The organism is Rhodopila sp., assembly GCF_965277165.1.
In the GTDB taxonomy this organism is placed as follows: Bacteria; Pseudomonadota; Alphaproteobacteria; order Acetobacterales; family Acetobacteraceae; genus Rhodopila.
This window is the reverse complement of the sequence record NZ_CBDICE010000006.1, coordinates 1,855,800-1,879,346: the sequence shown is the minus strand read 5'-3', so window position 1 is coordinate 1,879,346 and position 23,547 is coordinate 1,855,800. Positions and strand designations below refer to the sequence as shown.

At 64.2% G+C, this 23,547-nt stretch carries 23 protein-coding genes; 14 read left to right on the top strand and 9 right to left on the bottom strand.

Annotation, left to right across the window (positions count from 1 at the left end; genetic code table 11):
- Positions 1 to 41 precede the first annotated feature (41 nt).
- Positions 42 to 668, top strand: coding sequence for a metallophosphoesterase family protein (locus ACQY4Y_RS20810; RefSeq protein WP_428492494.1), 627 nt, complete (start codon positions 42 to 44; stop codon positions 666 to 668).
- A 122-nt stretch (positions 669 to 790) separates the two neighbouring features.
- On the opposite strand, the gene ACQY4Y_RS20805 is transcribed toward ACQY4Y_RS20810, so the two are convergent.
- Entirely contained in the window at positions 791 to 1,156 is a 366-nt protein-coding gene (locus ACQY4Y_RS20805; RefSeq protein ID WP_428492493.1) for a hypothetical protein, read from the bottom strand.
- A 513-nt stretch (positions 1,157 to 1,669) separates the two neighbouring features.
- Here ACQY4Y_RS20805 and ACQY4Y_RS20800 point away from each other — a divergent pair.
- The 12 genes from ACQY4Y_RS20800 to ACQY4Y_RS20745 all read left to right on the top strand — a co-directional run bounded on the left by ACQY4Y_RS20800 (position 1,670) and on the right by ACQY4Y_RS20745 (position 14,410).
- The gene (locus ACQY4Y_RS20800; RefSeq protein ID WP_428492492.1) at positions 1,670 to 1,810 is read left to right on the top strand and encodes a hypothetical protein; all 141 of its coding nucleotides are present in this window, start codon (positions 1,670 to 1,672) and stop codon (positions 1,808 to 1,810) included.
- Positions 1,811 to 2,080: 270 nt separating this feature from the next.
- Positions 2,081 to 4,138 (top strand): hydantoinase/oxoprolinase family protein, encoded by a 2,058-nt coding sequence (locus tag ACQY4Y_RS20795; RefSeq protein ID WP_428492491.1) that lies wholly within the window; start codon positions 2,081 to 2,083, stop codon positions 4,136 to 4,138.
- Between the two features lies 1 nt (position 4,139).
- On the top strand, positions 4,140 to 5,816 hold the full coding sequence (locus tag ACQY4Y_RS20790; protein WP_428492490.1) for a hydantoinase B/oxoprolinase family protein: 1,677 nt from the start codon (positions 4,140 to 4,142) through the stop codon (positions 5,814 to 5,816).
- A 24-nt stretch (positions 5,817 to 5,840) separates the two neighbouring features.
- Complete coding sequence (locus ACQY4Y_RS20785; RefSeq protein WP_428492489.1) at positions 5,841 to 6,401, top strand: ABC transporter substrate-binding protein; 561 nt, start codon at positions 5,841 to 5,843, stop codon at positions 6,399 to 6,401.
- Positions 6,402 to 6,585: 184 nt separating this feature from the next.
- Complete coding sequence (locus tag ACQY4Y_RS20780) at positions 6,586 to 7,986, top strand: amidase (protein ID WP_428492488.1); 1,401 nt, start codon at positions 6,586 to 6,588, stop codon at positions 7,984 to 7,986.
- A 54-nt stretch (positions 7,987 to 8,040) separates the two neighbouring features.
- Positions 8,041 to 9,276 (top strand): urea ABC transporter substrate-binding protein, encoded by a 1,236-nt coding sequence (locus ACQY4Y_RS20775; protein ID WP_428492487.1) that lies wholly within the window; start codon positions 8,041 to 8,043, stop codon positions 9,274 to 9,276.
- 13 nt (positions 9,277 to 9,289) lie between these two features.
- Positions 9,290 to 10,156, top strand: coding sequence for an ABC transporter permease subunit (locus ACQY4Y_RS20770; protein WP_428492486.1), 867 nt, complete (start codon positions 9,290 to 9,292; stop codon positions 10,154 to 10,156).
- Positions 10,157 to 10,169: 13 nt separating this feature from the next.
- The gene (locus ACQY4Y_RS20765; protein ID WP_428492485.1) at positions 10,170 to 11,234 is read left to right on the top strand and encodes an ABC transporter permease subunit; all 1,065 of its coding nucleotides are present in this window, start codon (positions 10,170 to 10,172) and stop codon (positions 11,232 to 11,234) included.
- A 1-nt stretch (position 11,235) separates the two neighbouring features.
- Complete coding sequence (locus ACQY4Y_RS20760; RefSeq protein ID WP_428492484.1) at positions 11,236 to 11,958, top strand: ATP-binding cassette domain-containing protein; 723 nt, start codon at positions 11,236 to 11,238, stop codon at positions 11,956 to 11,958.
- Positions 11,948 to 12,661, top strand: coding sequence for an ABC transporter ATP-binding protein (locus ACQY4Y_RS20755; protein WP_428492483.1), 714 nt, complete (start codon positions 11,948 to 11,950; stop codon positions 12,659 to 12,661). Before ACQY4Y_RS20760 ends, ACQY4Y_RS20755 begins: the two co-directional genes overlap by 11 nt.
- 24 nt (positions 12,662 to 12,685) lie before the next feature.
- Positions 12,686 to 13,447 (top strand): SDR family NAD(P)-dependent oxidoreductase, encoded by a 762-nt coding sequence (locus ACQY4Y_RS20750; protein ID WP_428492482.1) that lies wholly within the window; start codon positions 12,686 to 12,688, stop codon positions 13,445 to 13,447.
- 24 nt (positions 13,448 to 13,471) lie between these two features.
- Positions 13,472 to 14,410 (top strand): acetamidase/formamidase family protein, encoded by a 939-nt coding sequence (locus ACQY4Y_RS20745; RefSeq protein ID WP_428492481.1) that lies wholly within the window; start codon positions 13,472 to 13,474, stop codon positions 14,408 to 14,410.
- Positions 14,411 to 14,477: 67 nt separating this feature from the next.
- On the opposite strand, the gene ACQY4Y_RS20740 is transcribed toward ACQY4Y_RS20745, so the two are convergent.
- The 8 genes from ACQY4Y_RS20740 to ACQY4Y_RS20705 form a co-directional block, all read right to left on the bottom strand.
- Complete coding sequence (locus ACQY4Y_RS20740) at positions 14,478 to 16,121, bottom strand: flavin-containing monooxygenase (RefSeq protein ID WP_428492480.1); 1,644 nt, start codon at positions 16,119 to 16,121, stop codon at positions 14,478 to 14,480.
- A 98-nt stretch (positions 16,122 to 16,219) separates the two neighbouring features.
- A complete protein-coding gene (locus ACQY4Y_RS20735) occupies positions 16,220 to 17,041 on the bottom strand; it encodes an HpcH/HpaI aldolase family protein (protein ID WP_428492479.1) in 822 nt (273 codons plus the stop codon).
- 40 nt (positions 17,042 to 17,081) lie between these two features.
- Positions 17,082 to 18,017, bottom strand: coding sequence for a 2-hydroxyacid dehydrogenase (locus ACQY4Y_RS20730; protein ID WP_428492478.1), 936 nt, complete (start codon positions 18,015 to 18,017; stop codon positions 17,082 to 17,084).
- Between the two features lie 57 nt (positions 18,018 to 18,074).
- On the bottom strand, positions 18,075 to 18,902 hold the full coding sequence (locus ACQY4Y_RS20725; RefSeq protein ID WP_428492477.1) for an amidohydrolase family protein: 828 nt from the start codon (positions 18,900 to 18,902) through the stop codon (positions 18,075 to 18,077).
- 127 nt (positions 18,903 to 19,029) lie between these two features.
- On the bottom strand, positions 19,030 to 19,848 hold the full coding sequence (locus ACQY4Y_RS20720) for an SDR family NAD(P)-dependent oxidoreductase (protein ID WP_428492475.1): 819 nt from the start codon (positions 19,846 to 19,848) through the stop codon (positions 19,030 to 19,032).
- Positions 19,849 to 20,127: 279 nt separating this feature from the next.
- Positions 20,128 to 20,547: a VOC family protein gene (locus ACQY4Y_RS20715; RefSeq protein WP_428492474.1), complete on the bottom strand. Its 420-nt coding sequence runs from the start codon at positions 20,545 to 20,547 to the stop codon at positions 20,128 to 20,130.
- Positions 20,548 to 20,704: 157 nt separating this feature from the next.
- Complete coding sequence (locus ACQY4Y_RS20710) at positions 20,705 to 21,013, bottom strand: SDR family NAD(P)-dependent oxidoreductase (protein ID WP_428492473.1); 309 nt, start codon at positions 21,011 to 21,013, stop codon at positions 20,705 to 20,707.
- Positions 21,010 to 21,777, bottom strand: a complete 768-nt coding sequence (locus ACQY4Y_RS20705; RefSeq protein WP_428492472.1) for an SDR family NAD(P)-dependent oxidoreductase — start codon at positions 21,775 to 21,777, stop codon at positions 21,010 to 21,012. Before ACQY4Y_RS20705 ends, ACQY4Y_RS20710 begins: the two co-directional genes overlap by 4 nt.
- 472 nt (positions 21,778 to 22,249) lie before the next feature.
- Here ACQY4Y_RS20705 and ACQY4Y_RS20700 point away from each other — a divergent pair, with 472 nt between their 5' ends.
- Positions 22,250 to 23,530 carry a CmcJ/NvfI family oxidoreductase gene (locus ACQY4Y_RS20700; RefSeq protein ID WP_428492471.1) on the top strand — a complete coding sequence of 427 codons (1,281 nt, stop codon included), beginning with the start codon at positions 22,250 to 22,252 and terminating at the stop codon, positions 23,528 to 23,530.
- Positions 23,531 to 23,547: the final 17 nt, after the last annotated feature.

Sequence of the window (23,547 nt, the reverse complement as noted above, 5' to 3'; positions counted from 1 at the left end):
GGGGCCTGGTCGACCTGTTCCGCCCGGCGGGTAAACTGCTTTTGGGTCATTCACGTCAGCGCGGAGCCGAGGCCTTGAAAATCGGAGTTGTTTCAGACTTGCATTGCAACCTTCAGGGGTTGGAATTGGCCTTGCAGGCGATGGAGGATGTCGATGAGTTGCTCTGCTTGGGCGACAGCATCTTCGAGTATCAATTTTCCAATGACGTCGTGGCACGGTTGCAACAACGGGGCGCCCACGTCATCCAGGGCAATCACGAGGAAGGATTTCTTAGCCCGTCAGGCATCCGCGCTCGGCAGCGCCCAGGCATTGACCCGGCGTTGATGGGGTTTCTGGCCGAACAGCCGTATCGACGATATCTCGAGCTGGCGGGAAAGCGTCTGTTGCTGGTCCATTCGACACCCTGGGAGCCGCGCGGCGAATACATCCACCCACACAGCGCGAAACTGGACCGGTTTGCCGAGGCAGACGCCGACATCGTGCTTTACGGTCACACGCATTGTCAGGTGGTGAAGCGGGTCGGCGGCGTGCTGGTGATCAATCCAGGATCGGCCGGGGATGCGCGGGACAGCCGGAATGGCCGGCAACTAAGCTGCGCCGTGCTCGACACGGTGTCGGAGGAAGTGCGGGTACTCGATTATCCCGATCCGCGATATGGAGAACCCTAGACCAATTTCAGCATGACCGTGCATGCTAAAAATGGTCTAGCTCTTTGTTTTGTCGCATGATTCACGCGCCTTGAACGTCCCGCCCGGTGCGATCATGCTCTAGCTAGCGAGTGCTAAATTCATCAACGTCCCGCGTTGGGGGCATAGGCATCCGGGATCCGCTGCGTTCTCGCCCCGGCGCTGAGCGTGCAGGCACCCTTCTGGGCCAGCGCGTCGCGGGAGCAAACATTGCCATCGGCGTAGCCGCACCGCGATGCGCCGTTCGGCATGATAAGGCAGTATTCGCCAACCCGGCTGGCCGGCAAACGCACCTCGTTCGGATTGACCTGGCAACTGCCGTTCTGGCGATTCGCATCGGCCGCGCAAGAGGCGCCATCGACGTATTGGCACAGCGGTGAACCATTCGGGATGACCAAACAGTAGGGAGCCGCGATCGCTGCGACCGAGAATGTCAGTATCATTGCGGCGGCGGCTGCCAATTTTATCATCGCCAATTTTATCATCGTTGGAGTCCTTTATTCGGCATCCTGACACAATAACACCTAGGCCGCAGCCCAGATCATGGCAAATCACCAATTACGGCCCGGCGAAATCATTGACTGAGGCCCCATCGTCCATCGCCTCAGGCGTGACGGCGCTCTCATCACGCCCGCTGGGGTATGCAGCGTGCGCTCAAGACCTGAAATGCATGATGTTCGACGCGCAAACCCGCCAGCACGGTTCCGCCGACGTCGCGAGTCCGCTGATCAGCGCCGCGGTCGGATCGCTCGAACCTACGGCGGATGTTCGCCGCGGGATAGCTTTGGAACGTATTGCGAACCACGAGCCTGTCAGGAGTCTTGGGTGAAGGGTCGATTGATCAACACGAGGTGGAGCGTGATGAAGCCGCCGAAGGGCTATAACTGGGGCGGCTACAGTGATCCGGTCGCCGATACGATAAGCTGTGCCAGCAGGCCAAGATAACGTGCGATCCGGCGGAGCAGGACAAGGTGCTGGCCGAGTTGCACACCCCTATCGTCGATCAGGCCATTTGGGTGTGGGTGGTGCATGACCTTAGTCCGTGGGCGCTTGGACCGAAGGTGCGGGGTTATGTGGAGCCACGCAGCCGGTTCCAGGACCTGACGCCGGTCTACGTCGCGTGACCGGGCCCGCCCGAGCCATGGCGTTCGGTCACGAAGCCCGGGCCGCCGGACGTTGTCGCCGGTCGCGACAATATCGCGATACCGGGTCAGCCGATCGCACGGTGCGGCGGTCTATCGTCGCCGCGCCCGGCATGGCCCGCACCCGCGTCAGAGCGAAGCGGGCAGCCGACCAGACCCAGCACAATCGGGGGTGAAGTCTGCCTCCACTAGCCAACGTCCCAGGGATCGACAATCCTCATCGCTGAAGAATGCCGTGGAGTATTCACGCGAATGTCGATGCACGCCCAGGCCGTTGACATCGGCGTCGATATCGGCGGGACCTTCACTGATATCGTCTGCCGCCGCCCCGGCCAGCCGATGCATACCCTAAAAATCCCGACCTCTCGAGGTGATCCGAGCCAAGCCGTCCTGGACGCCGTCAGGCATCTGTCGCAAGACCTCAACGTTGCGCCCAGCGAGATACAGCGCTTCCTGCACGGCACGACGATCGCCACGAACGCCGTGCTGGAACGTAAAGGCGCAAAGATTGGCCTGATCACAAGTATTGGCTTCAAGGACACGCTCGAGATCGGCTCCCAACTCCGACAGGAGCTGCACCGCGTGCTGCTCAAGCCGGTCACCCCGGGGTATCTCGCCCCCGGCGCGCAGCGTAAGGAAGTGATCGAGCAGGTCTCCGCACAGGGTGAAGTCGTCACCCCGCTTGACGAGGAATCGGTGCGTCTCGCCGTCGCGGAACTGATCGACGACGGCGTGGAGGCAATAGCCGTGTGCTACGTCTTTTCTTTCCTGCATCCGCGGCATGAGCAACGCACGCGTGAGCTGATCGATGCGCGACACCACGGCATCGCGATCTCGCTTTCTTCCGAGGTCGATCCGACATTCCGCGAGTATGAGCGCACTCTGGTCACCGCATTCGACGCCTATATGAAGCCGATCGTCGGCCGGTATCTTGAGCGGCTGCACGACGGCCTCGCCGCTGCGCAGGTCAGTGCGCCGCTTCAGATCATGCAGTCGCGCGGCGGACTGACCGGAACTTCGGTGGCGCGCAAGCGTCCCGTTCGCTTGTTCCTGTCCGGCCCGGCCGCTGGCGTCATCGGTGGCGCTATCGCTGGGCGTTCGTCAGGTCATACCGACCTGATCACCATCGATGTCGGTGGCACATCGAGCGACATCGCGTTGGTCGAAGGCGGCCAGCCAGTGATCCGCGCTCAGGGCATGATCGCTGGCTTCCCAGTGCGCGTTCCGATGGTGGATGTGAACGCCATCGGCGCCGGCGGTGGTTCGATCGCATGGATCGATGGCGCGGGCGGTCTACGCGTCGGCCCCCATTCAGCCGGCTCAGAACCGGGCCCCGCCTGCTACGGCCGTGGCGGTCAGGAGGCGACCGTCACGGACGCCTCCGTCGTACTCGGCTGGCTCGATCCGGAATACTTCGCGGGCGGGACCGTTCCGCTTGATCCCGCCCTTGCTCGGGCCGGCATCGAGCAGCATGTGGCCCGTCCGCTCGGACTTTCGATCGAGGATGCCGCCCTTGGCATCCACCGCGTGGTGAACGCGCAGATGGTCGAAGGCATCCGCCTGGTTTCGGTCCGCCGCGGTCTCGATCCACGCCGTTTCACGCTGGTTGCGCTCGGGGGTGCCGGTCCCATTCACGCCTCGGCTCTCGCCACCGAACTCAGCATCGGCAAGGTGCTGATCCCTCGCCATCCCGGTGTTCTGTCGGCGGCCGGGCTGCTCGCCGCTCCCATCGAGCACGAAGTCGCCACCGCGTTTCCGCGCGAGCTTGCCACACTGGATATCGCCGAGATACGCCACGCGCTCGATGGGTTGGATCGCCAGTGCTCGGGCCTGATGGCCGAGGAAAGCATCGGCGGCATGCCGATCACGATCCAGTACTCCGCCGATATATGGTACGTTGGTCAGTCCTACCATCTTGAGGTGCCCGTGGCGCTCGATGCCGCCGATCCATTGCGGGCGCTATATCAAGACTTCCTGGCGCTGCATGATCGTATCTACGGTCACGCCATGGAACGGCCCGCCGCCATCGTGAACCTGCGTTCGGTGCACCGCGCCGGCGGCAGCGATCATCTGGACGAGGAAAAATATTGCCCGTCCGCGGCGGATCCGGTCAAGTCGCCGCGAATCATCCGCGTCGCCGGCAACCCGGCGCCGGTGCAAGCCGCGATCTACCTGCGTGCGGCGATGCCGCCGGGAATGATCTTCAGCGGCCCCGCCATCGTGGAACAGGCCGACACCACCACGCTGGTCGAGCCAGGCTGGCATGGCACCGTCCTGGGTAACGGCAACCTGCTGCTGGCACGAGGATAGTATGGACATCGATCCCATCACGCTCGAGGTGTTGCGCAACGAACTCGACGGTATTTCCAACGAGATGCAACTCACGCTGGTGCGCAGCGCGTTCTCCGCCATCGTGAAGGAAGGCCTCGACGCGTCGGCCAGCCTGTTTACCTTGGGCGGCGAGACGCTGGCACAGGCGCTCGCGGTGCCGGTGCATCTCGGCGCCCTGACACCCATGGTCGGGCGCCTGCTACAAACCGTCCCGCTCGAGCAAATGGGCGAAGACGACATCTGGATCCTGAACGACACCTATCTTGGCGGCACGCATCTGCCAGACATCGCCATCATGACCCCGGTTTTCGTGGATGGCCGGGTCATCGCGATCAGCGCGGCGATGACGCACCACCAGGATGTCGGCGGCATGACCCCAGGCTCCACCCCCACCAATGCCACCGAGATCTTCCAGGAAGGGATCCGTATCCCACTGCTGAAGTTTCGCTCCGGCTGGGTCCTGAATGACACCCTGATCGCGATGCTGCGGCAGAATGTCCGCCTACCCGACGTTTTGTTGGGCGACATTAACGCTCAGGTCGCGGCCTGCACGACCGGCGCACGCCGCCTGACTGAACTGGCCGGCGGCTTTGGGCGTGAAGAACTGCTGGCGCTCTTCGACGAACTGCTCAACCGATCGGAGACGATGACCGGCCAGGCCCTGCGCGGTCTCAGTCCCGGGACCTATCGTTACGTCGATTACCTCGACAATGACGGGATCGAGCTGGATCAACTCGTTCGGGTCGAGGTTGCCGTGACGATCGACGGCGATACGATGACCTGTGACTTCACCGGCACCTCGGCGCAGGTGCGCGGCCCGTTCAACTGCATGCCGTCCGGCCCCTATGCCGCCGCGTGTTTCGCGCTGCGGGCGGTGACCGATCCAGAGGGCCGGATACCCAACAACGGCGGCTGCTTCCGCCCGCTGCGATTCAATCTGCCGGTGGGCAGCCTGGTCAACCCGCATGAGCCGGCGCCGACCGGCTGCCGCACCTCGACGATCAAGCGGGTCGCCTGCTGCATTCTTGGCGCACTGCGCCAGGCGGCGCCCGATCGCGTGCCAGCCGATAGCGCCAGCGAAACCGTCATCATGCATTTCGGCGGCCGGTGCTCCGACGGGCGTCGCTATGTAACGTCACAGCTTCTGGTCTCCGGCAGCGGCGCGTCAGCAGCGTTCGATGGTGTCGACGTGATCGAAACGGATGCGAGCAACTGCCTCAATGTTCCCGCCGAAGCATTGATGATGGAAGCCCCAATTCGTGTGCATCGCGCGGCGCTCCATCGTGATTCTGGCGGACCGGGCAAGGCACGCGGCGGCCTTGGCGGCGTCTACGAATACGAACTGCTCGATGGCGAGGCCACGGTGACCTATCGCGGAGAGCGACATCTTTGCCAGGCCGCCGGTTCCGATGGCGGGCTGGCAGGCGGTCGCGCGCGGGCTGTGATCAAGCGCGCGGATGGCGCCGAGGAAGTGGTGAAGTCGAAGATTGTCACGACACTGCGTAAGGGCGATCGTCTGATGATTGCGACCGCGGGTGGCGGAGGCTATGGCCATCCACAGGACCGTGAGCCTCCGCAGGTGTTGGCCGATCTGCGAAACGGCAAGATCAGCTTGGAGTCCGCGCGCGAATTTTACGATTGGCGCGGAAATATCTGATCATCACTTGTAGCCGGCCGAGCGATGGCGGCTTTCGCGTTAAGCAAGCCTGGCACGAAACAGCTCGCGCCTGCCATGCATGGTGACGATTGGGCGCACGGCTACCGCGATGGCGCCGCGGACTATGTTGAAAGCCATGGCGGAAAAATCGTTGCTGCGACGACACTGGAACACGGTGCCACTGACGCGATCGCTCAGGCGCTGCAGATAAAGGCCTCGGGCGCGAAAGCGGTCATGGGCTGGCGTGACTATACGCCCGCCGTCATCCTCATTTCAGGGCACATCGCCGGCTTGTTGTGCAACCCCTGCACGGATGTGTGCAGGAATATATTGCCCGCTCCCGAACCTTTGGCCGCCGCCCACAGGATCGGAATCGCAGAGTTGACACCAATCCTGGATCTGCTGAAAACATATAGACATACGTGTCGACCGGTGCGGTGGGACAACGGTGTCTTAACTGCCGGCACGGCGCATTCCAACGATCGACACTGCTCCGCCGCTGCGCGCTGGCCGTGCGCGACACTGCGACGGCGCCCTCATCGAGAACAGCATGCCCAATTCATATTCCGAGTGCCGAAAAAATAGTTTCGACTGCAGACCGCTACGACCGCTGCTTCAACGACCAGGATGTCTGCCTCTCCGGACGCCAGCCACCGCGGGTCGGGCTGACACTGGTCGGCCGATGCTTCGAGGATGAGACGCCGATCCGGCTCGCACCGGCCCTCGAGGCCAGCGGCAACTGGCGTGGTTTCTAATAGGGGAAACGGACATGGCGAGTGACATCCACTATCTCGGGCTGGTCGAGCTGACGCAACGGATCCATGCGAGGCAGCTCTCCCCCGTCGAGGCGACCGAGGCGATACTGTCGCGCGTGGCCGCGCTCGACGGCACTCTCAAGACCTACGCGCTCGTCATGGCGGACAGGGCCCGCGCCGCGGCGAAGCAGGCGGAGGCCGAGATCGCGCGCGGCGAGATCAAGGGGCCGCTGCACGGCGCGCCCATTGCGGTGAAGGACCTCTGTTGGATCGAGGGTGTACCAACCGCGGCTGGCATGACCATCTACAAGGACTTTCGGCCGAACGACACCGCCACCGTAGTCGAGCGCCTGGAGAGCGCCGGAGCGATCGTGCTCGGCAAGCTACAGCTCACCGAAAGCGCCTATGTCGATCATCATCCCGAGGTCGCGGTGCCGGTGAACCCCTGGGGCGCCGACCGCTGGTCGGGCGCATCGTCGTCCGGCTCCGGCGCCGCGACGGCGGCCGGGCTCTGCTACGGCTCCCTCGGCTCCGATACCGGAGGCTCCATCCGCTTTCCGAGCGCGGCGAACGGGCTGACCGGCCTCAAGCCCACCTGGGGCCGCGTGAGCCGGTACGGCGTCTTCGAGCTGGCGGCGACGCTCGACCACATCGGGCCGATGACGCGCAGCGCCGCCGACGCGGCCGCGATGCTGGCCGCCATCGCCGGGGCAGACCCGAAGGATCCGACGGCGGTGCAAGACCCGGTGCCCGACTACATGGCCCGGCTCGCCGGCGGCATCAAAGGTGTGCGCCTCGGTGTGGACGAGGCATGGATGGCCGCGGCGACCGACGCGCCGACACAGGCGGTGCTGCAAGCGGCGCTGACCACGCTGAAGAAGCTCGGCGTCGAAGTCGTGCCAGTGAAATTCCCCAACACGTCGCAGCTCGTTCAGGACTGGTTTCCGCTCTGTGGCGTCGAGGTCGCGGTCGCGCACAAGGACACCTGGCCGTCGCGCAAGAGCGAGTACGGTTCATCGCTCTCCGCGCTGATCGAACTCGGCCACGGCGTCACCGGCTTGGGCTATCAGGAAATCGTGCTGCGGCGGATCGATTTTCGTGGCCGCGTCGCGGCGATGTTCCAAGGTATCGACCTGCTGCTGGCTCCCGCGCAGGGGATCGCGTCGCTCACCGTCGCCGCCATGAGCACCGCCGGCGACAACCCGGCGTTGATGGCCGCGCTGCTCAACTACACCTGCCCGTTCGACATGACCGGCAGCCCGACCGTCACCCTCCCCGGCGGCTTCACCGACGCGACCACGCCAATCGCGTTCCAGTTGGTTGGGCCGCACTTCTCGGAAGCGGCGCTGCTGCGGGCGGGCCACGCGTTCCAGGGCGCCACCGACTTCCACGCCAAGCATCCCGCCATCGGCTGAACCGACCCCTCACGTCACCGCCAATACGTCACCGCCAATCGAAAGTCGTATCATATGAAACGGAGAAACCTGCTGCTCGGCGCCGCGACCCTGCCGGTGCTGGGCGCCCTGCCCCGCACTGCCCGGGCCGCGAGCGGCGAGCCGATCAAGATCGGTCTCCTCGAGGACGTGTCCGGCGACCTCGCGCTCTTCGGCCTGCCCAAGCTGCACGGCTCGCAGCTCGCGGTGGAGGAGGTGAACGCCGCCGGCGGCATCATGGGGCGCCAGATCGATCTCATCCATCTCGACCCGCAGGGCGACAACGCCCGCTATCAGGAGTTCGCCCGACGGCTGCTGCAACGGGACAAGGTGGACGTGCTGATCGGCGGCATCACCTCCGCCTCGCGCGAGGCGATCCGGCCGATCGTGGACCGCACCAAAACCTTCTACATCTACACGAACCAATACGAGGGCGGCGTGTGCGACGCGCACATGCTGAGCAACGGCGCGGTGCCCGAACAGCAGCTTTCGACCCTGCTGCCTTGGATGGTCGAAAAGTTCGGCAAGAAGGTCTACGTCATCGCCGCCGACTACAACTTCGGCCATCTCTCCGCCGAGTGGGGCCATTCGATCATGAAGCCGCTTGGCGTGGAGTTCGTCGGCGAGGAGTTCATCCCGCTCGGTGTGTCCCAGTTCGCGCAAACGATCCAGAACATCCAGCGCGCCAAGCCCGACTGGCTCTACATGCTGGACGTGGGCGCCGCGCAGTCCTCATTCTACGAGCAGAAGAACGCGGCGGGCCTGCACCTGCCGATGGGCAGCCCGATCAAGATCATGCTCGGCTTCGAGCACAAGCGCTTCCCGCCCGGCGTGATGAAGGACATGTACGCCACCGCCAACTGGTTCGAGGAGCTCGACACGCCGGAAGCCAAGGCGTTCGTGAAGACGTGGCGCGCGAAGTTTCCAAACGAAGTCTACATCAACGACATGGGTTACAACGCCTGGGTCGCGGTGCATCAGTACAAGATGCTGGTCGAGAAGGCGAAGTCCACCAAGCTCCCCGACATCCGCAAGGCGATGGCGGACGGCAAGGCCGCGTTCGCCGCGCCTGAAGGCCAGATCGTCATCGACCCCAAGAGCCAGCACTGCTCGCACCACATGCGGCTGATCTCGGTCGACGGCGAAAACAAGGTGCATGTCGAAAAGGACTTCGGCGAAATCAAACCTTACTGGCTGGGGCAGGTCGGCTGCAATCTGCTCAAGAGCGATCCGCACGAGCAGTACACGCCGGACAACCTGCCGAAGACGTGAGTCGGACCGTGCCATGTTGAGCAACCTGTTCGCCAGCTTCTACCAGTTCGGTGACGTATTCGCCTTCCTGGTACTGTCTGCGGCCGGCCTTGCCGTGATCTTCGGCATGATGGGCGTCATCAACATGGCGCACGGTGAATTCATTATGTGCGGCGTGTACGTCACTGCCGCCACCTACCATGCCGGGCTGCCGCTGCCGCTCGCGCAGGTCTGCGGCACGATCGTCCCGTTTCTGGTCGGCATGCTGCTGGAAGCCACCTTGATCCGCCCGCTCTACACGCGACCCCTGGACTCGCTGCTGGTGACATGGGGGCTGAGCCTCGTCGTCACCCAAGGCATGCTGGTTCTCGTGGGCTCCACCTTCCCGGGCATCGGCACGCCGCTGGGCGGCTTCGACGTCGGCGGCTACAGCTTCTCAACCTACCGGGTCGTGCTGTTCGCGGCCGCCCTCGCCGTGCTCGGCTTCGTCTGGTTCCTGTTCATGCACACCCGGTTCGGCATCCACGCGAGGGCGGTGATGCAGAACCCGGGCATGGCGCAGGCGCTCGGTGTGCGACGGAACCGCATCTACGCACTGAGCTTCGGCGTTGGCGCGGGGCTCGCCGGATTATGCGGCGCGCTCTACGCGCCGACCATGTCGCTGATCCCCACGATGGGCGCAAGCTTCATCGTGGAATCCTTCGTCACCGTCGTGGTCGGCGGATCGAGCGTGCTGCTCGGCACCGCGCCCGCAGCGGTGGCGCTCGCCATCATCCGCACCGGGCTCAACGCCTGGTATGGGCAGATCATCGGCCAGATCGGTTTGCTGGTGGCGGTCATCCTCATTATCCGCGTGCTCCCGAACGGGTTCACCGGCTGGCTCGCGCGGCGCTCGGCGTGAGGAACGGACGCCGATGCTGAAACTGCTCGAAGGGCCGCAGACGATCGGGCGCGGGCCGGGCTTCTGGGGCGCCGCCACCGTCGTCCTGCTCGCCGCACTCGTCTATCCGCTGTTCGCCGATCCATACGACGTCGGCAACTTTGCCTACTTCTTCGTCTGGATCTTCATGGCGCTCGGCCTCTGCCTGATGTGGGGGCTGTGCGGCATGCTCTCCTTCGGGCAGACCTTCTTCTTCGGCCTTGCCGGCTACGTCTACGGCGTGATCGCGACCGATCTCGGCAACGGCCCGTTCGGCACCCTCACCGGCCTGGTCGGCGCGTTGGCATTGGCGGCCCTGGCGGCGGCGCTGCTCGGCTACTTCATGATCTGGGGCCGCATCGGCGGCGTGTTCTTCGGCATCGTGACACTCTCGGTGACGCTCGCCCTCGCCTACTTCCTGGGCCAGACGGCGGGGCCGGAATGGGCGATCGGCAAGGCGCGGTTGAACGGGTTCAACGGCATGCAGGGCATGGACCCGCTCACCATCCCATGGTTCGGCGGGCCGGTGACGCTGGAGGAAAGCCTGCTCTACTACGTCCTCATCGTCGCCCTCATCGTCACTTACCTGCTGCTGCGGATGCTGGCGAACTCGCGCTTCGGCAACGTGCTGGTGGCGATCCGCGAGGACGCGCAGCGAGCGGAACTGCTGGGCTACGACGTGCGCCGCTACCAGCTTGGCGTGTTCGTGCTCGGCAGCACGCTCGCCGGACTCAGTGGCGTGCTCTACACCTCGTGGGGCCAGTTCATCACGCCGTCGAGCATCGGCCTGCCGGCTGCCGCGATGCCGATCATCTGGGTGGCGTTCTCCGGCCGCACCGACCTCACCGCCACGCTCGTCGGCACGTTCCTGCTGCTGTTCGGCTTCCAGACGCTGACGATCTACAGCCAAGAAACCGCGCTCGTGCTGATGGGCGCGCTGCTGATCGCGACGGTGATGTTCGTGCCGCGCGGCTTCGTCGTCGGTCTCGGCGACCTGCTCGCCCGCCTGCCGCTGCTGCGCGGCTCGAAGACCCGGCGCGTGCCGCCGCGGGAGGCCTGAGATGGCGGAGTTGCTGCAATTCAAGTCGGTCAGCCGGCGCTTCGGCGGGTTCATGGCGGTGCGCGACGTGGACTTCGGCGTCGCCGAGGGCGAGGTCCACTGCCTGATCGGCCCGAACGGCGCCGGCAAGAGCACGCTGTTCAAGCTCGCAGTCGGCACCTACGCGCCCACGTCCGGCACGGTTCATTTCCGCGGCCAAAACGTGACGCACGAGGCGTCCTTCGCTCGCGTGCAGCGCGGCATGAGCATCAAGATGCAGGCGCCAAGCGTTTTTCGCGCCTTGCCAGTCCGGCAGAACCTGCACATCGCCATGCAGCACCACGTTCCGCTCCCGGACCTTTCCCGCGAGGAGGAGCGGCTGCTCGCCTTGCTTGGGCTAAGCGCCGATGCGACCCGCCTCGCGGGGGAACTCTCGCACGGCCAGCAGCAATGGCTCGAAATCGGCATGGCGATGGCGCTCAAGCCCACCCTGCTGCTGCTCGATGAGCCGACCGCCGGCCTCTCGCCCGAGGAAACGTTTCGCACCGGCGAACTCGTGCTGCGTCTCGCCGTCGGGGGCGTCACCGTGCTGGCGGTGGAGCACGACATGGCCTTCGTGCGGCAGATCGCAACGCGCGTCACCGTGCTGCATCTCGGCCAGGTATTCGCGCACGGCAGCGTGGCGGAGATCGTCGCGGACCCGCGTGTGGCGGAGATTTATCTGGGCATGCCGCATGTCGCGTGACGGCAGCATGCTCGAAGTCGCCGGCCTGTGCGCCGGCTATGGCGGAACGCCGGTACTGCACGGCGTGCAACTCGGCGTCGAACGCGGCGAAATCGTCGCGCTGATCGGCCGCAACGGCGTCGGCAAGAGCACCACCATGCGCTGTCTGATCGGCCTGCTGCGCGCCACCGCCGGCACCATCCGTTACGCCGGCGAGGAAGTGACGCAGCTTCCGGCCGACGGCCGCGCCCGCCGCGGCATCGGCTACATCCCGCAGGGGCGCGAGGTGTTCCCGCGCATGACGGTGGAGGAAAACCTCGCGGTCGGCGAGCTGATCGGCGCCGGGCGGCATCAGCGCCACGCGGACCGCGTCTATCAGTATTTCCCCGTGCTGAAGGAGCGTCGGCGGCAGCTTGCCGGCACGCTGTCGGGCGGCCAGCAGCAGCAGCTCGCCATCGGCCGCGCGCTGATCGGCGGTCCGGAACTGCTGCTGCTCGACGAGCCATCGGAGGGCGTGCAGCCCAACCTGGTGCAATCGATCGTCCGCGTGCTGCGCAGCATCCGCGACGAACTCGGCACCACCATCGTTTTCGTCGAGCAGAACCTCGAAACCATCCTCACCCTGGCGGACCGCTGCTGCGTGATGGAGAAGGGCCGCGTGGTCGCAGCCATCCCGCAAGGCGAGGTGACGTCGGAGCGCGTCCGCCAGCACCTCCTTCTCTGATCCCTCAAACCACGGAGACTGGGCATGGATCTTGGACTGACCGGCCGCAAGGTGTTGGTGAGCGGCGGCACCAAAGGTATCGGCCGCGCCATCGCCGAGGCGTTCGTGGCCGAAGGCGCGCAGGTCGCGATCTGCGCCCGCAACGCGGATGAGGTGGAGGCCGCGGTGGCGGCGCTGAGCCGCGACGGCCGTCCCGCGTTCGGCCAGGCGCTGGACGTCAGCGACGGGCCGGCCCTGCACAGATGGGTGGACGCCGCCGCCGCCGAATTCGACGGCATCGACGTCAGCGTGGCGAATGTCAGCGCCCTCCAGGTGGGCGGCGACGAGGCGGCGTGGCAGGCCGGCTTCGCGACCGACCTGATGGGAACCGTTCGCATGGTCGATGCCGCAATGCCTTACCTGGAGAAGTCCAACGCCGCGAGCATCGTGGTGATCAGCAGCGTGTCGGGCCGCGAGATCGACTTCGCCGCCGGTCCGTACGGGGCGTTCAAGGCGGCGCTGGTGCACTACACCCAGGGCCTCGCCTTCCGCCTTGCGCCGCGCAACATCCGGGCGAACATCGTTTCGCCCGGCAACGTCTACTTCCCGGGCGGCGTGTGGGAGAACATCGAGCGCGGCAACCCCGAACTGTTCGCCAGCGCGCTGGCCCTCAACCCGACCGGACGCATGGGCAAACCGGAGGAGATCGCACGCGCCACGGTGTTCCTGGCGAGCCCGGCAGCCAGCTTCGTCATGGGCACCAATCTCGTCGTGGACGGCGCGCTGACCCGCGGCGTCCAGCTCTGACCCCTCACGCGCGGAGACATTGACATGGCACACCACCACGACATTCCGGCGACGCCCGAGAACATGGTGCTCGGCTATCTCGACGCGACGACGCCGCCGGTGCTGACGATCGATTCCGGCGATACCGTCTCGCTCGCGTCGTTCCCAGCCGGAGGCAAAGACTCTCTCCCGGCCGACGCCACACGCGTACCGGCCAATTATCGCGCCGCGATGGAGGCGCTGCCGCCCGGCCCAGGCCCGCACTTCATCACCGGCCCCGTCTACGTCCGCGGCGCGGAGATCGGCGACACCCTGCAAGTCGACATTCTCGAAGCGAAGCCGACAATGGACTGGGGCTTCGTGTCTATTTTGCCGCTGCTTGGCACGTTGCCTGACGAGTTCACCGACTACGAGACCATCCACCCCGCCGTAGATCTCGCACACAACACGATGAAGCTGCCCTGGGGAACGGAGATCAAGCTCGACCCATTTTTCGGCATCATGGGCGTCGCGCCGCCCCGCGCTTGGGGCCGCTGCGGCTCGCCGGTGCCGCGCGCTTTCGGCGGCAATATGGACAACAAGGAGCTGAAGCCGGGCACCACGCTCTATCTGCCGGTGTTCAACGAGGGGGCGTTGTTCATGGCCGGTGACGGCCACGGCGTACAGGGCGATGGCGAGGTTTGCATCACCGCGCTGGAAACCGGGCTCGCCGGCACCTTTCGCCTCACCGTGCGGAAGGACTTCAAGCTCGAATTCCCCTTCGCCGAGAACGCCACGCACCTCATTTCCATCGGCCTCGACGAGGATCTCGACGACGCCGCCAAGCAGGCCGTACGCCAGATGGTGAAGCACGTCTGCCTACGCACGAACCTTTCGCGCAACCAGGCCTACATGCTGTGCTCGCTCATCGCCGACCTGCGCGTGACGCAGACGGTGGACGGCAACAAGGGGGTTCACATGATGCTGGCCAAGGCACACCTGTAGACGGTGTGCTCCGTCAGACGCGGCCGAACCGTGGATATGCATGCGGCCGCGTCGGAGGACGCCGACCCTAGCGGAACATCAATTCCTTATAGCCGCCTTTGGCGACTTCGTCGGTCGTCCGGCGGAAATGCACGCCGTTGCCGTTATAGCCGAGGACGCGGCGCACGGCCCGGCCCTCGACGTTACGGTTCACGCCGGTTTGCCAGGAATCGACCTTGGAGGAGAGCAACTTTTCCGCCGCCTTGATCACGGTCCGGGTCCAATCGCCCACCTGCTCCGGCCTGGTTTCCACGCGCGTGTAGTTGTGCTGCTGCACGAACCGCAGCATGCCAGCCTGAAATTCCACGCTATGTTCAATGGCTTGCGGGATATTGCCACGCGCGGTGTGCGGACCCAGCACCATCAGCATATTCGGAAAACCTTCCGCGAGCATGCCGAGATAGGTGCGCGGGCTTTCGGCCCAGGCGTCCTTCAGTCGTAGGCCATTCGTACCGCGGATGTCGATGCGATCGAACGCCCCGGTCACGCCGTCAAAACCGGTGGCATAGATCAGGACATCGAATTCGTACTCCTGCTTCGTGGTCCTGATGCCCTTCGGCGTGATGCGCTCGATCGGCTCGTCTTGGAGCGTATCGATCAGCGTCACGTTGTCGCGGTTGTAGGCCTCGAAATAGCCGCTTTCCAGCGGCACGCGGCGGGCCCCGAAGCCGTGGTCCTTGGGGATTAGCTTCTCCGCCACCTTCGGGTCCTTGACGCGCTGGCGGATCTTCCCGGCTATGAACTCGCTGATCGCGGCGTTGGCTTTCTCGTTAACCCCGATATCGCGGAAATTGCCCAACCAGATGCCGAATCCGGGCTCGGCGTATAGCTTCTCCCAGAACGCCTCACGCTCGTCCGGCGGCACTTCCAAGGTGTTGCGGCGGTCCGCTTGATGGATGAACCACATCGGTGTGGTGGCGCAGTGGGCGTAGATCTCCTCATAATGGGACTTGATCTGCTCCATCTCTTCTTTGCTGATCCTGGCATTGTGCAACGGCGCGGCCCAGTTCGGGCGTCGCTGAAAGATGGTGAGCTGCTGCGCCTGCTTGGCGATCTCGGGGATCGCCTGAATGGCGGTGGCCCCGGTGCCGATGATGCCGACGCGTTGGCCGGTGAAGTCGACGGGCGTGTGCGGCCATCGCGCGGGATGGTAAGCCGGGCCGTGGAAGCTGTCGCGGCCGGAAATGGCCGGCAGGGTATGAGCGGATAGGATGCCGATGGCGGTGCATAGGAAGCGCGACTTCGCCTGCTGGCCGCTTTCCAGGGTCACGGTCCACTGGTTCGCCGCGTCATCCCAGTGCGCTGCTGTCACCGTGCTGCGGAACTGCATGTCCCGCCGCAGGTCGAACTTGTCGGCGACATGGTTCAGATATTCCAGCGTATCGGGCTGCGGCGAGAAATGTTCCTTCCAGTCCCATTCCTGCATCAGCTCCTTCGAGAACGAAAAGCCGTAGGTCCAGCTTTCGGAATCGAAGCGGGCGCCGGGATAGCGATTCCAATACCAAGTGCCCCCGACGTTGGTGCCGGCTTCGAAGACTCGCGCGGTCATGCCAAGTTCGCGCAGGCGATAGAGCATGAACATGCCCGAAATGCCGGCGCCGATGACAATCGCGTCATAGGTCGCGACCTGATCCTGAGCTGGCCGTTCCGCCACGACGTGGGTGTCAGGCATGCTGTGTTCCCCGCTTTGGCGCGCGGCCAAAATCCGCGACGCTTCCCGTTGGTCAGGCGATCCTTGTGTCGTGGTCCCTGGCGACCATGACACCGACCTTATTCCGTCTCGGACTTGAGCTCGTCGAGTTGCATCCGCGCGCCGGCGATCATGCACGAGAGATCGGACGTCAGCATCACCATGTCGAAGCCGCGCTTCACCGCGCCCGCCGCGAACGCCGCACCGGCACAGTGCATGACGCACTTGATGCCGTGCTTATGCGCTGTCTGCCGGATCTTGTCGCAGGTGGCGAGATGGAGCGGATCAGGGTTATCGCCGCGCGGGGCCAGACCCAGTGCGAACGACAGGTCGGCTGGCCCAATGTAGACCGCGTCGAGGCCGGGCGTGGCGCAGATGGCATCGAGGTTGGCAAGGCCTTCTTTCGTCTCGATCATGGCCATGACCACGATCTCGTCGTTGGCGTGGGCCACGTAGTCGGCGCCGCCGTAGTGCACGGCGCGGACGGGTCCCGACGAGCGCATGCCGACGGGCGGATAGCGGCACGCGGCCACCGCCATCGCGGCTTCCGCGGCGGTGTTGACCAGCGGCACAATGATGCCATAGGCGCCCAGGTCGAGGGCCTTCATGATGGTTGCCGGCTCGTTCCAAGCAACCCGCACGACCGGGACCGTGTCGGTCTGCGAGATCGCCTGCAGCATCGGCCCGACGTCTTTCATTTCAGCGGTGCCGTGTTGCAGGTCGACGCACAGGGCATCGAAGCCCTGACGCGCCATGATCTCGGCCGTGAACCCGTGCGACACGGAGAGCCAGCCCAGCGTCACGCACTGCCCGTCACGCCACATCTGCTTGATCTTGTTCGGTCGCATGGTCACACCCCTGGCGTTGTTCATTGATTCAACGATCGGATTGGTCTCTTTCAAACTGAAACCACGTAATGAAACACGGGCCGCGCTGACCCAGCTAATATCCCTTCATGATATCGACCTCCTGCAAAAGCCGCCTGCCCGCCTCGACGTTTCGGATATTCGCTGCGATCTCAGTCACCAGCTGAGCAACGGTCGGCCGCCGGGCCACGTGCGGCATGACGGTAACTTTGGGGTGCAGCCAGAGCGGGCTTGTTTGCGGTAGCGGCTCAGGCCACAGCGCGTCCAACGCGGCGTATGACAACTGCCCTGAATCGAGCGCCTTGATCAGATCCTCGTCCACCACATGTTTCCCCCGCCCGACATTCACCAGCATCGCCCCGCGTGGCATCATGTCAAAGGTCCGCGCGCAGAATATGCCCTCGGTTTCCCGAGTAAGCGGTAACAGGCAGACCGCGATGTCGGTCTTCTGAAGAAACGGTCCAAGTTGGCCGGGACCATGATAGATCGGAACGTCACTCTCGTGCCTCGGGTTGCGAACCCAGGCCGAGACGTTGAAACCGAGCGACTTCAACACCAGCGCCGGCGCCTTCGCCATCATGCCGAAGCCGAGGAACCCGACACGCCTTTGTTCGGGGCGGAGAATCGTTGTGCGACGCCACTCCCGATTGGCCTGTGCCGCCTGATAACCGGGCATGTCGCGATGAAAACGAAGAACGTGCATGACGACGTATTCCGTCATCATCGGATCGCCGCCTGGCGGCTCTACCTTGCATAGCGGGGCCTTCGGCAGCTTTGGATGTTGAACGAAGGACTCGACACCGGCGGCGCGGCTGAACATGGCTTTCAAATTCGGAAAAACCGGAAGAGAATCGAAATCCGGATGCATGAAGGCGAGATATTCGATCTCCGCCAGGCTTCCGGCCTCAGGCCAAGTGCGGATTTCCAGATCGGGAAGCTTTTCCCCGAACATGTCGCGCCATGCCTTGGGGTCGCCGATATGTTTGTCGAGATCAATGATGAGCAGCGCCATAACCGCCTCCTGGGTCATTCCGCCAGAATGTGACGTGGCCGGATTGTCGCGGTCGCATCACCATTTGTATACTGTCTGCAACGTTCTACCCATCAGGGCCGCCTTGTCGTCCTCAGACAGGTGTTTGGTGTCGCGGAACGGCGCCACGCCCTGCTGATAGGTCAACATGCCGATTGTCCGCGTCCAGTCGGTGCCCCACATGCAACGATCCAGCCCGAACGCGCCAATGACCCGAAGCACCGGCTCCCAGATGTCGTCGTATGGGAACGGCCGGTGCGACATCGTGCAGGCGCCGCTGATCTTCACCCTTACGTTCCCGTATTGCGCCAAAGCGAGCAGCTTCGGTAGATCAGCCCAGACGTCGGCCGGAACCGGTGGGCGAGCGGGTTGCAGCAGTCCGAGATGATCAATCACGATGACCGTATCGGGATGTCGCCGGATGTGCGGCAGGCCTTTGTCCAGTATGCCCCAGCAAAGCAGATTGACCGGCAAACCATGTCTGGCGGCGGCGGCGAATGCCCGGTTTAGGCCGGGATGGTCGGCGTCCATTGGCAGGCCGTCGCGCAAAATGATGCGGATGCCGCGCGCGCCTTGCGTCGTCGCCCATTTCGCCACCACATCGTCAATCGCCGGGTCGGTCGCATCAACCGGCGTCACCACCCGGAATTTGTCCGGATAGGTGTTGTAAACCTCAAGCGCGTAACTTGGATCGTATTCATAAGCGCTGAACGACGACACCATGATCGCGCCGTCGACGCCGACCTTGTTCATCGCAGCGACCATTTCCTCGCCCGTGGCGGAGTTGAGCCCGTGCGAGGGACCGGCCCACGGCCGGCCGGGATGATTTCGATCGAATGGATGAACCTGGACGTCGATCACTGGCATGGCCGTCCTCCTGCTTGTTCGAGCCAATTATCCGTTATCGCAGCCGGGTTGCCCAGAGTGACGAGCGGGCGTGACGAGCGGGCGCGACGCACCGGCCGCGGTCAACGCGACTGGATGTCAGTACGGCCTAGTAATGTACGGTCCGCCCGGCTCCCCCGGTCGCCGCGACCAACTCGCCCGAGACCGCCCAGGCCTTATCTGATGCCAAGAAGACGGTAACGAAGGCGATCTCCGAGGCGTCCACCATGCGGCAGATGGCATTGCCGCGCGGTGAGTCCGGCGCAAAATCCTGTCGCTCCGCCGCTTCCGGGGATACGCCCAACTGGGTTGCGCGGGCAGCCAGCAGGCTCGGCGTACGTTCGGTTCGGGTCGTGCCGGGATGGATACAATTGACCGTGATGCCATGGCGGCCCATTTGGACCGCCAGCGTCTTGGTCATGTGCACGAGGGAGGCGTTGCGTGCGCCGCCGCTGAGATTGCCGGCGTTTCGGGCGTTGGCACCGCTGATGTTGATGATGCGGCCCCAGCCCTGCTGCTTCATGAACGGAATGACAGCGCGGCAACAGCGCAGCGCGCCCACATACTTCACGTTGAAATCCTGCAGCAAGTCCTCATCGACGACGGTATCGATCGGGCCGATCGCGGTGGCGGAGCCCCCCGGCGAGGACCCGCTGTTGACCAGGATGTGCAGGCCGCCCATTTGCTGTGCCGCCTCGGCGACCATGCGATCCACCTGCTCCTTGCTGGTGACGTCGGCCGCGAGGGGAAGGATGCGCCGGTTGGTCTCGGCTCCCAGCTCGCGCGCCGTCGCCTCGAGAGCCTCCTTGTTGCGCGCCACGATCGCCACATCGACACCTTCGCGCGCCAATTCCCGCGCGATGGCTTTGCCGATGCCCCGACTGCCGCCGGTTACGATCGCTTGCTTGCCTTGCAATCCGAGGTCCATGGCATTTTCTCCCCTTGGCGGCACGACCGCGATTTCATTGCCTCAGTGTTGATTGTTCTCTTCGGGGCATCCGGGTGCAAGGGGTCGCAGAGGAAGGGCGATCTACTGCCACGATCGGTCTGACGTCTGCATTTGAGCGACGCCGAGGCGGTCTGGAAGGGCCGGCTTGGACGTGACGCTGACGCGGCGGGGTCTGCCAAAGAATGTCCAAATCAGGGCTCATGCCTTTCTTCACCCCAGTCGCGCCACGATCCAGTCAGTCCCAGGGAGCTTCCAACTTTACCACGAACCGGTGTTGGCCATGGTGGTCCAGGGTTCGGCAGGCGGCAGCGCGCCACCGGCCTGCAGCAACTCGATGGAGATGCCGTCCGGCGTGCGGATGAAGGCCATGCGGCCGTCACGCGGCGGGCGGTTGATCGTCACGCCGCGGGCGATGAAGGCGCTGCAGGTGTCGTAGATGTTGTCCACGGCGTAGGCGAGATGCCCGAAATTGCGGCCGCCCGTGTAGGGCTCGGGATCCCAGTTGTGGGTGAGTTCCAAGGCAGCCGCCTCGTCGCCGGGGGCCGCGAGGAAGACGTTTGTGTAGCGGCCCTTCTCGTCCGGACGGCGGCGGATCTCGCGTAGGCCAAGCACCTCGAAGAAGGCGATGCTGTCCTCGAGCGAACTGACGCGGATCATGGTGTGCAGATAGTTGGTCATGGCGTGTCCTCCGGTCGGTTGGTCGGCGTGCTCGCTGCGGCGTAGCAGACGGATCAAGGTGCGGTGATGAGGGCGGTTATGATTGCCTGCCGAGACTATCCAAATCGACTGATACTACAATGGGAAACGTCAGATCCGGGCCAGTGGACGGTCGGCCTCAGCGGCGCGGCCGGACCGTGGAACGATAAGCGCTTACTGCGCCGTCATGGCCATCAATCACCAGTTCCGAGCCGGTGACCCAGGATGATTCGTCGGACGCCAGGAACAGCACACCATTGGCGATATCCTCGGCGGTGCGAAGCCGCCCCATCGGCGTGCGATCGAGCAGCACCTGGCGTGCGGCCGGATCGCCGAAACGTTTCTCGGTGAGCGGCGTATCCGCATAGCCCGGATGAACTAAATTGATACGGAGCAGTGCAGCAAACTGGACGCTATGATCTGTGAGCGCCAGCTGAATATTTCTCACATCGCCGTCATACCGCCGTCCACGAACAGTAGAGCGCCGGTGACGTAGGAGGCATCGTCGGAGGCCAAAAACAGGATCGCGGCGGCAACCTCCTCGGCCCTGCCCGGGCGCTTCAGCATGGTGCCTTGCGCAGCCTTGGCGTTATACTGCTCGACGGTCTCGCCGGAAGCTGCGATGCGGCGCTGATGGAACGGCGTAAAGATCGGGCCAGGGCCGACGGCGTTCACACGAATGCCGTCCGGCGAGTGGTCTGCGGCGAGCCCTCGCGTCAAGCCCGCCACCGCCGCCTTGGTGGTGTCGTACTGCAGGTTGCCGCCGCCTGCGACCACGGAACGTACGGAGGCGACGTTGACGATGGCACCGCCCTTGTTGCGGCGCATCAGCGGAACCGCAGCCTTGGCACAGAAGGCGTAGCTCATCAGGTTCACGTTGAGGATCTCGTTCCAGCTCGCCGCGCTCGCCTCGTCGACCTTCTCGTACTTACGGATGCCGGCATTGTTGACGAGGATGTCGAGGTGCCCGAACTTCTGTGCGGCACCGTTGACGAAGGCGAGGCATGCGGCCTCGGTACCAACGTCCGCCTGCGTGAAGGTGACCTTGGTGCCGGCGGTTTCGAGCTCGGCCGCCACGCGCTGGCCGCGCTCGCCGTCCCGATCGCAGAATGCCACGCTCGCGCCCTCGGCGACGAAACGCCTGACCGTCGCCTCGCCGATCCCCGATGCCCCGCCCGTCACCGCTGCGACCTTGCCGTCGAGCCTTCCCATGTTCGCCACCTTTCATTGCGTTGCCAAACGCGCATCCACGATACGTTGTATCCGTCCGGCGGGCACCGTCTTGTTGGCCCGCTCTGGTGTTGCAACTTAACAGGCTGCGGAAAAACTCCGAAATCTCGAGTGTTTCGCGGACTAGGCTGACCTGCGGCGATATGGTTTTGGAGGTCATAGTTTCCGCAGTTCTACCCTGCCAAAACCCTCCTCGGCCGCGATTGCCTCGACGTTGTCCAGCCTCCTCGAGCGGCTCGATCGAGACACATTTTGGCATTGACCCACGGCGCATGCTCGAAGGGGTATCAGACCGAACAAGGACCGATCGCCGCCTCTTGCATATTCCGGTCTCGCAAGGAACACGACGTTCGCACCGAAAGCCCTGCGCACCTTCGCATGACCGAAAAGTCCGTCATCTGGCCAATTCAGGTTCCATGTGCCACTGTCTGTCAAACACAGTCGGAGGAATACCATGGGCCAGCTCGAGGTCGCCGACAGCTATGTCGCGGCGGATACGACGCAAGTGCAACCACCGTACGTGCCGCCGCTTCAGCGCACGGAAGGGCAGCCGCCACCTGTCGCCGCGAACGACGGCCTGTCCTACTTGGCGTTCGACACGAACGGCGACGCCGGAACCGCCAAGGCGATCGAGGACGCACTCGCCGAACTCGCCGACGGCGAAAGCCAGCGAATGATCGACATGATCGACAACGCCCCGCCCGGCCCGATCAAGACCAAATGGGGTCTCGCGTTCCGCGACTACGACGAATGCCTCGCTTATATTCGCAGCTCGAACAGCCTCAAGGCTCCCGAAGGTGGCGTGGCTCTGCCGCTGCCCTATACGGTCCATGAGCGCCCGACCTACTCCATCGTTCCATCCAACGCCCTCTGGCACGATCCGGCGCACGCCGACGTTGCGGCGCTGCTGCGCAAGAACGAGCAGGACAGCCGGCGGCGGAATCTATTTTTCCCGCAGGTGCTACGCGACGCGCGGCGCATCGGCGAGTACCACCCGGGCCTGTCGCCCGACAGCCCGGACTGCATGGACAAACTCGGCGTCTCGCTGGCGCACCTCGAGTCCAAGTGCACGAATATCTATGATTCGGCCGAGGTGGAGCGCGTGTTCTACCCGGAGATCGAGAAGCTCCTGCTCGAATTCTTCCCGAACGCGACGGATGCACTGGTCTACAACCACGACGTCTTCGACAAGGATTACGCGGGCGACCGCACCGAAGACCAGGACGCCAAGAACCCCGGTGTGAACGCGAACTACGCCATGCTTGTGCATAACGACCTGAACGATAACAGCGGTCGCGTGCGTTGCCGCGAGCTGCTCACCAAGAACCTGCGGAACTTCGGGCGCCCGCAGAACTGCACCGAGGAACAGGCTGACGCGAAGATGTCGCGACGGTTCATGTCGATCAATCTCGCCAAACCTATAGAGACCATCGAGCAGTTTCCCTTCGTGCTGTGCGCCTGGCCGTCTTTCGCCGACCAGCCGTACATCAACAACTACCGTGTCTACGACGACCGCGTGGGCGAAACCACCCGCTTTACCTACCGGCCCGACCACGAGTGGTACTGGTTTCCCCAGCAGAAGCCCAACGAAGTCTCGATGCTAAAATGTTATGACTCGGTGACGGATGGTTCCGTTTCGCGCTGGTCGTTCCATACGGCGTGCATCGATCCGACCGCGCCCGCCACCGCCAGGTGCCGCAAGAATGTCGTAGTGCGGTCGTTCGTCTTCTTTTAGGGAGAATGGAACAAGCA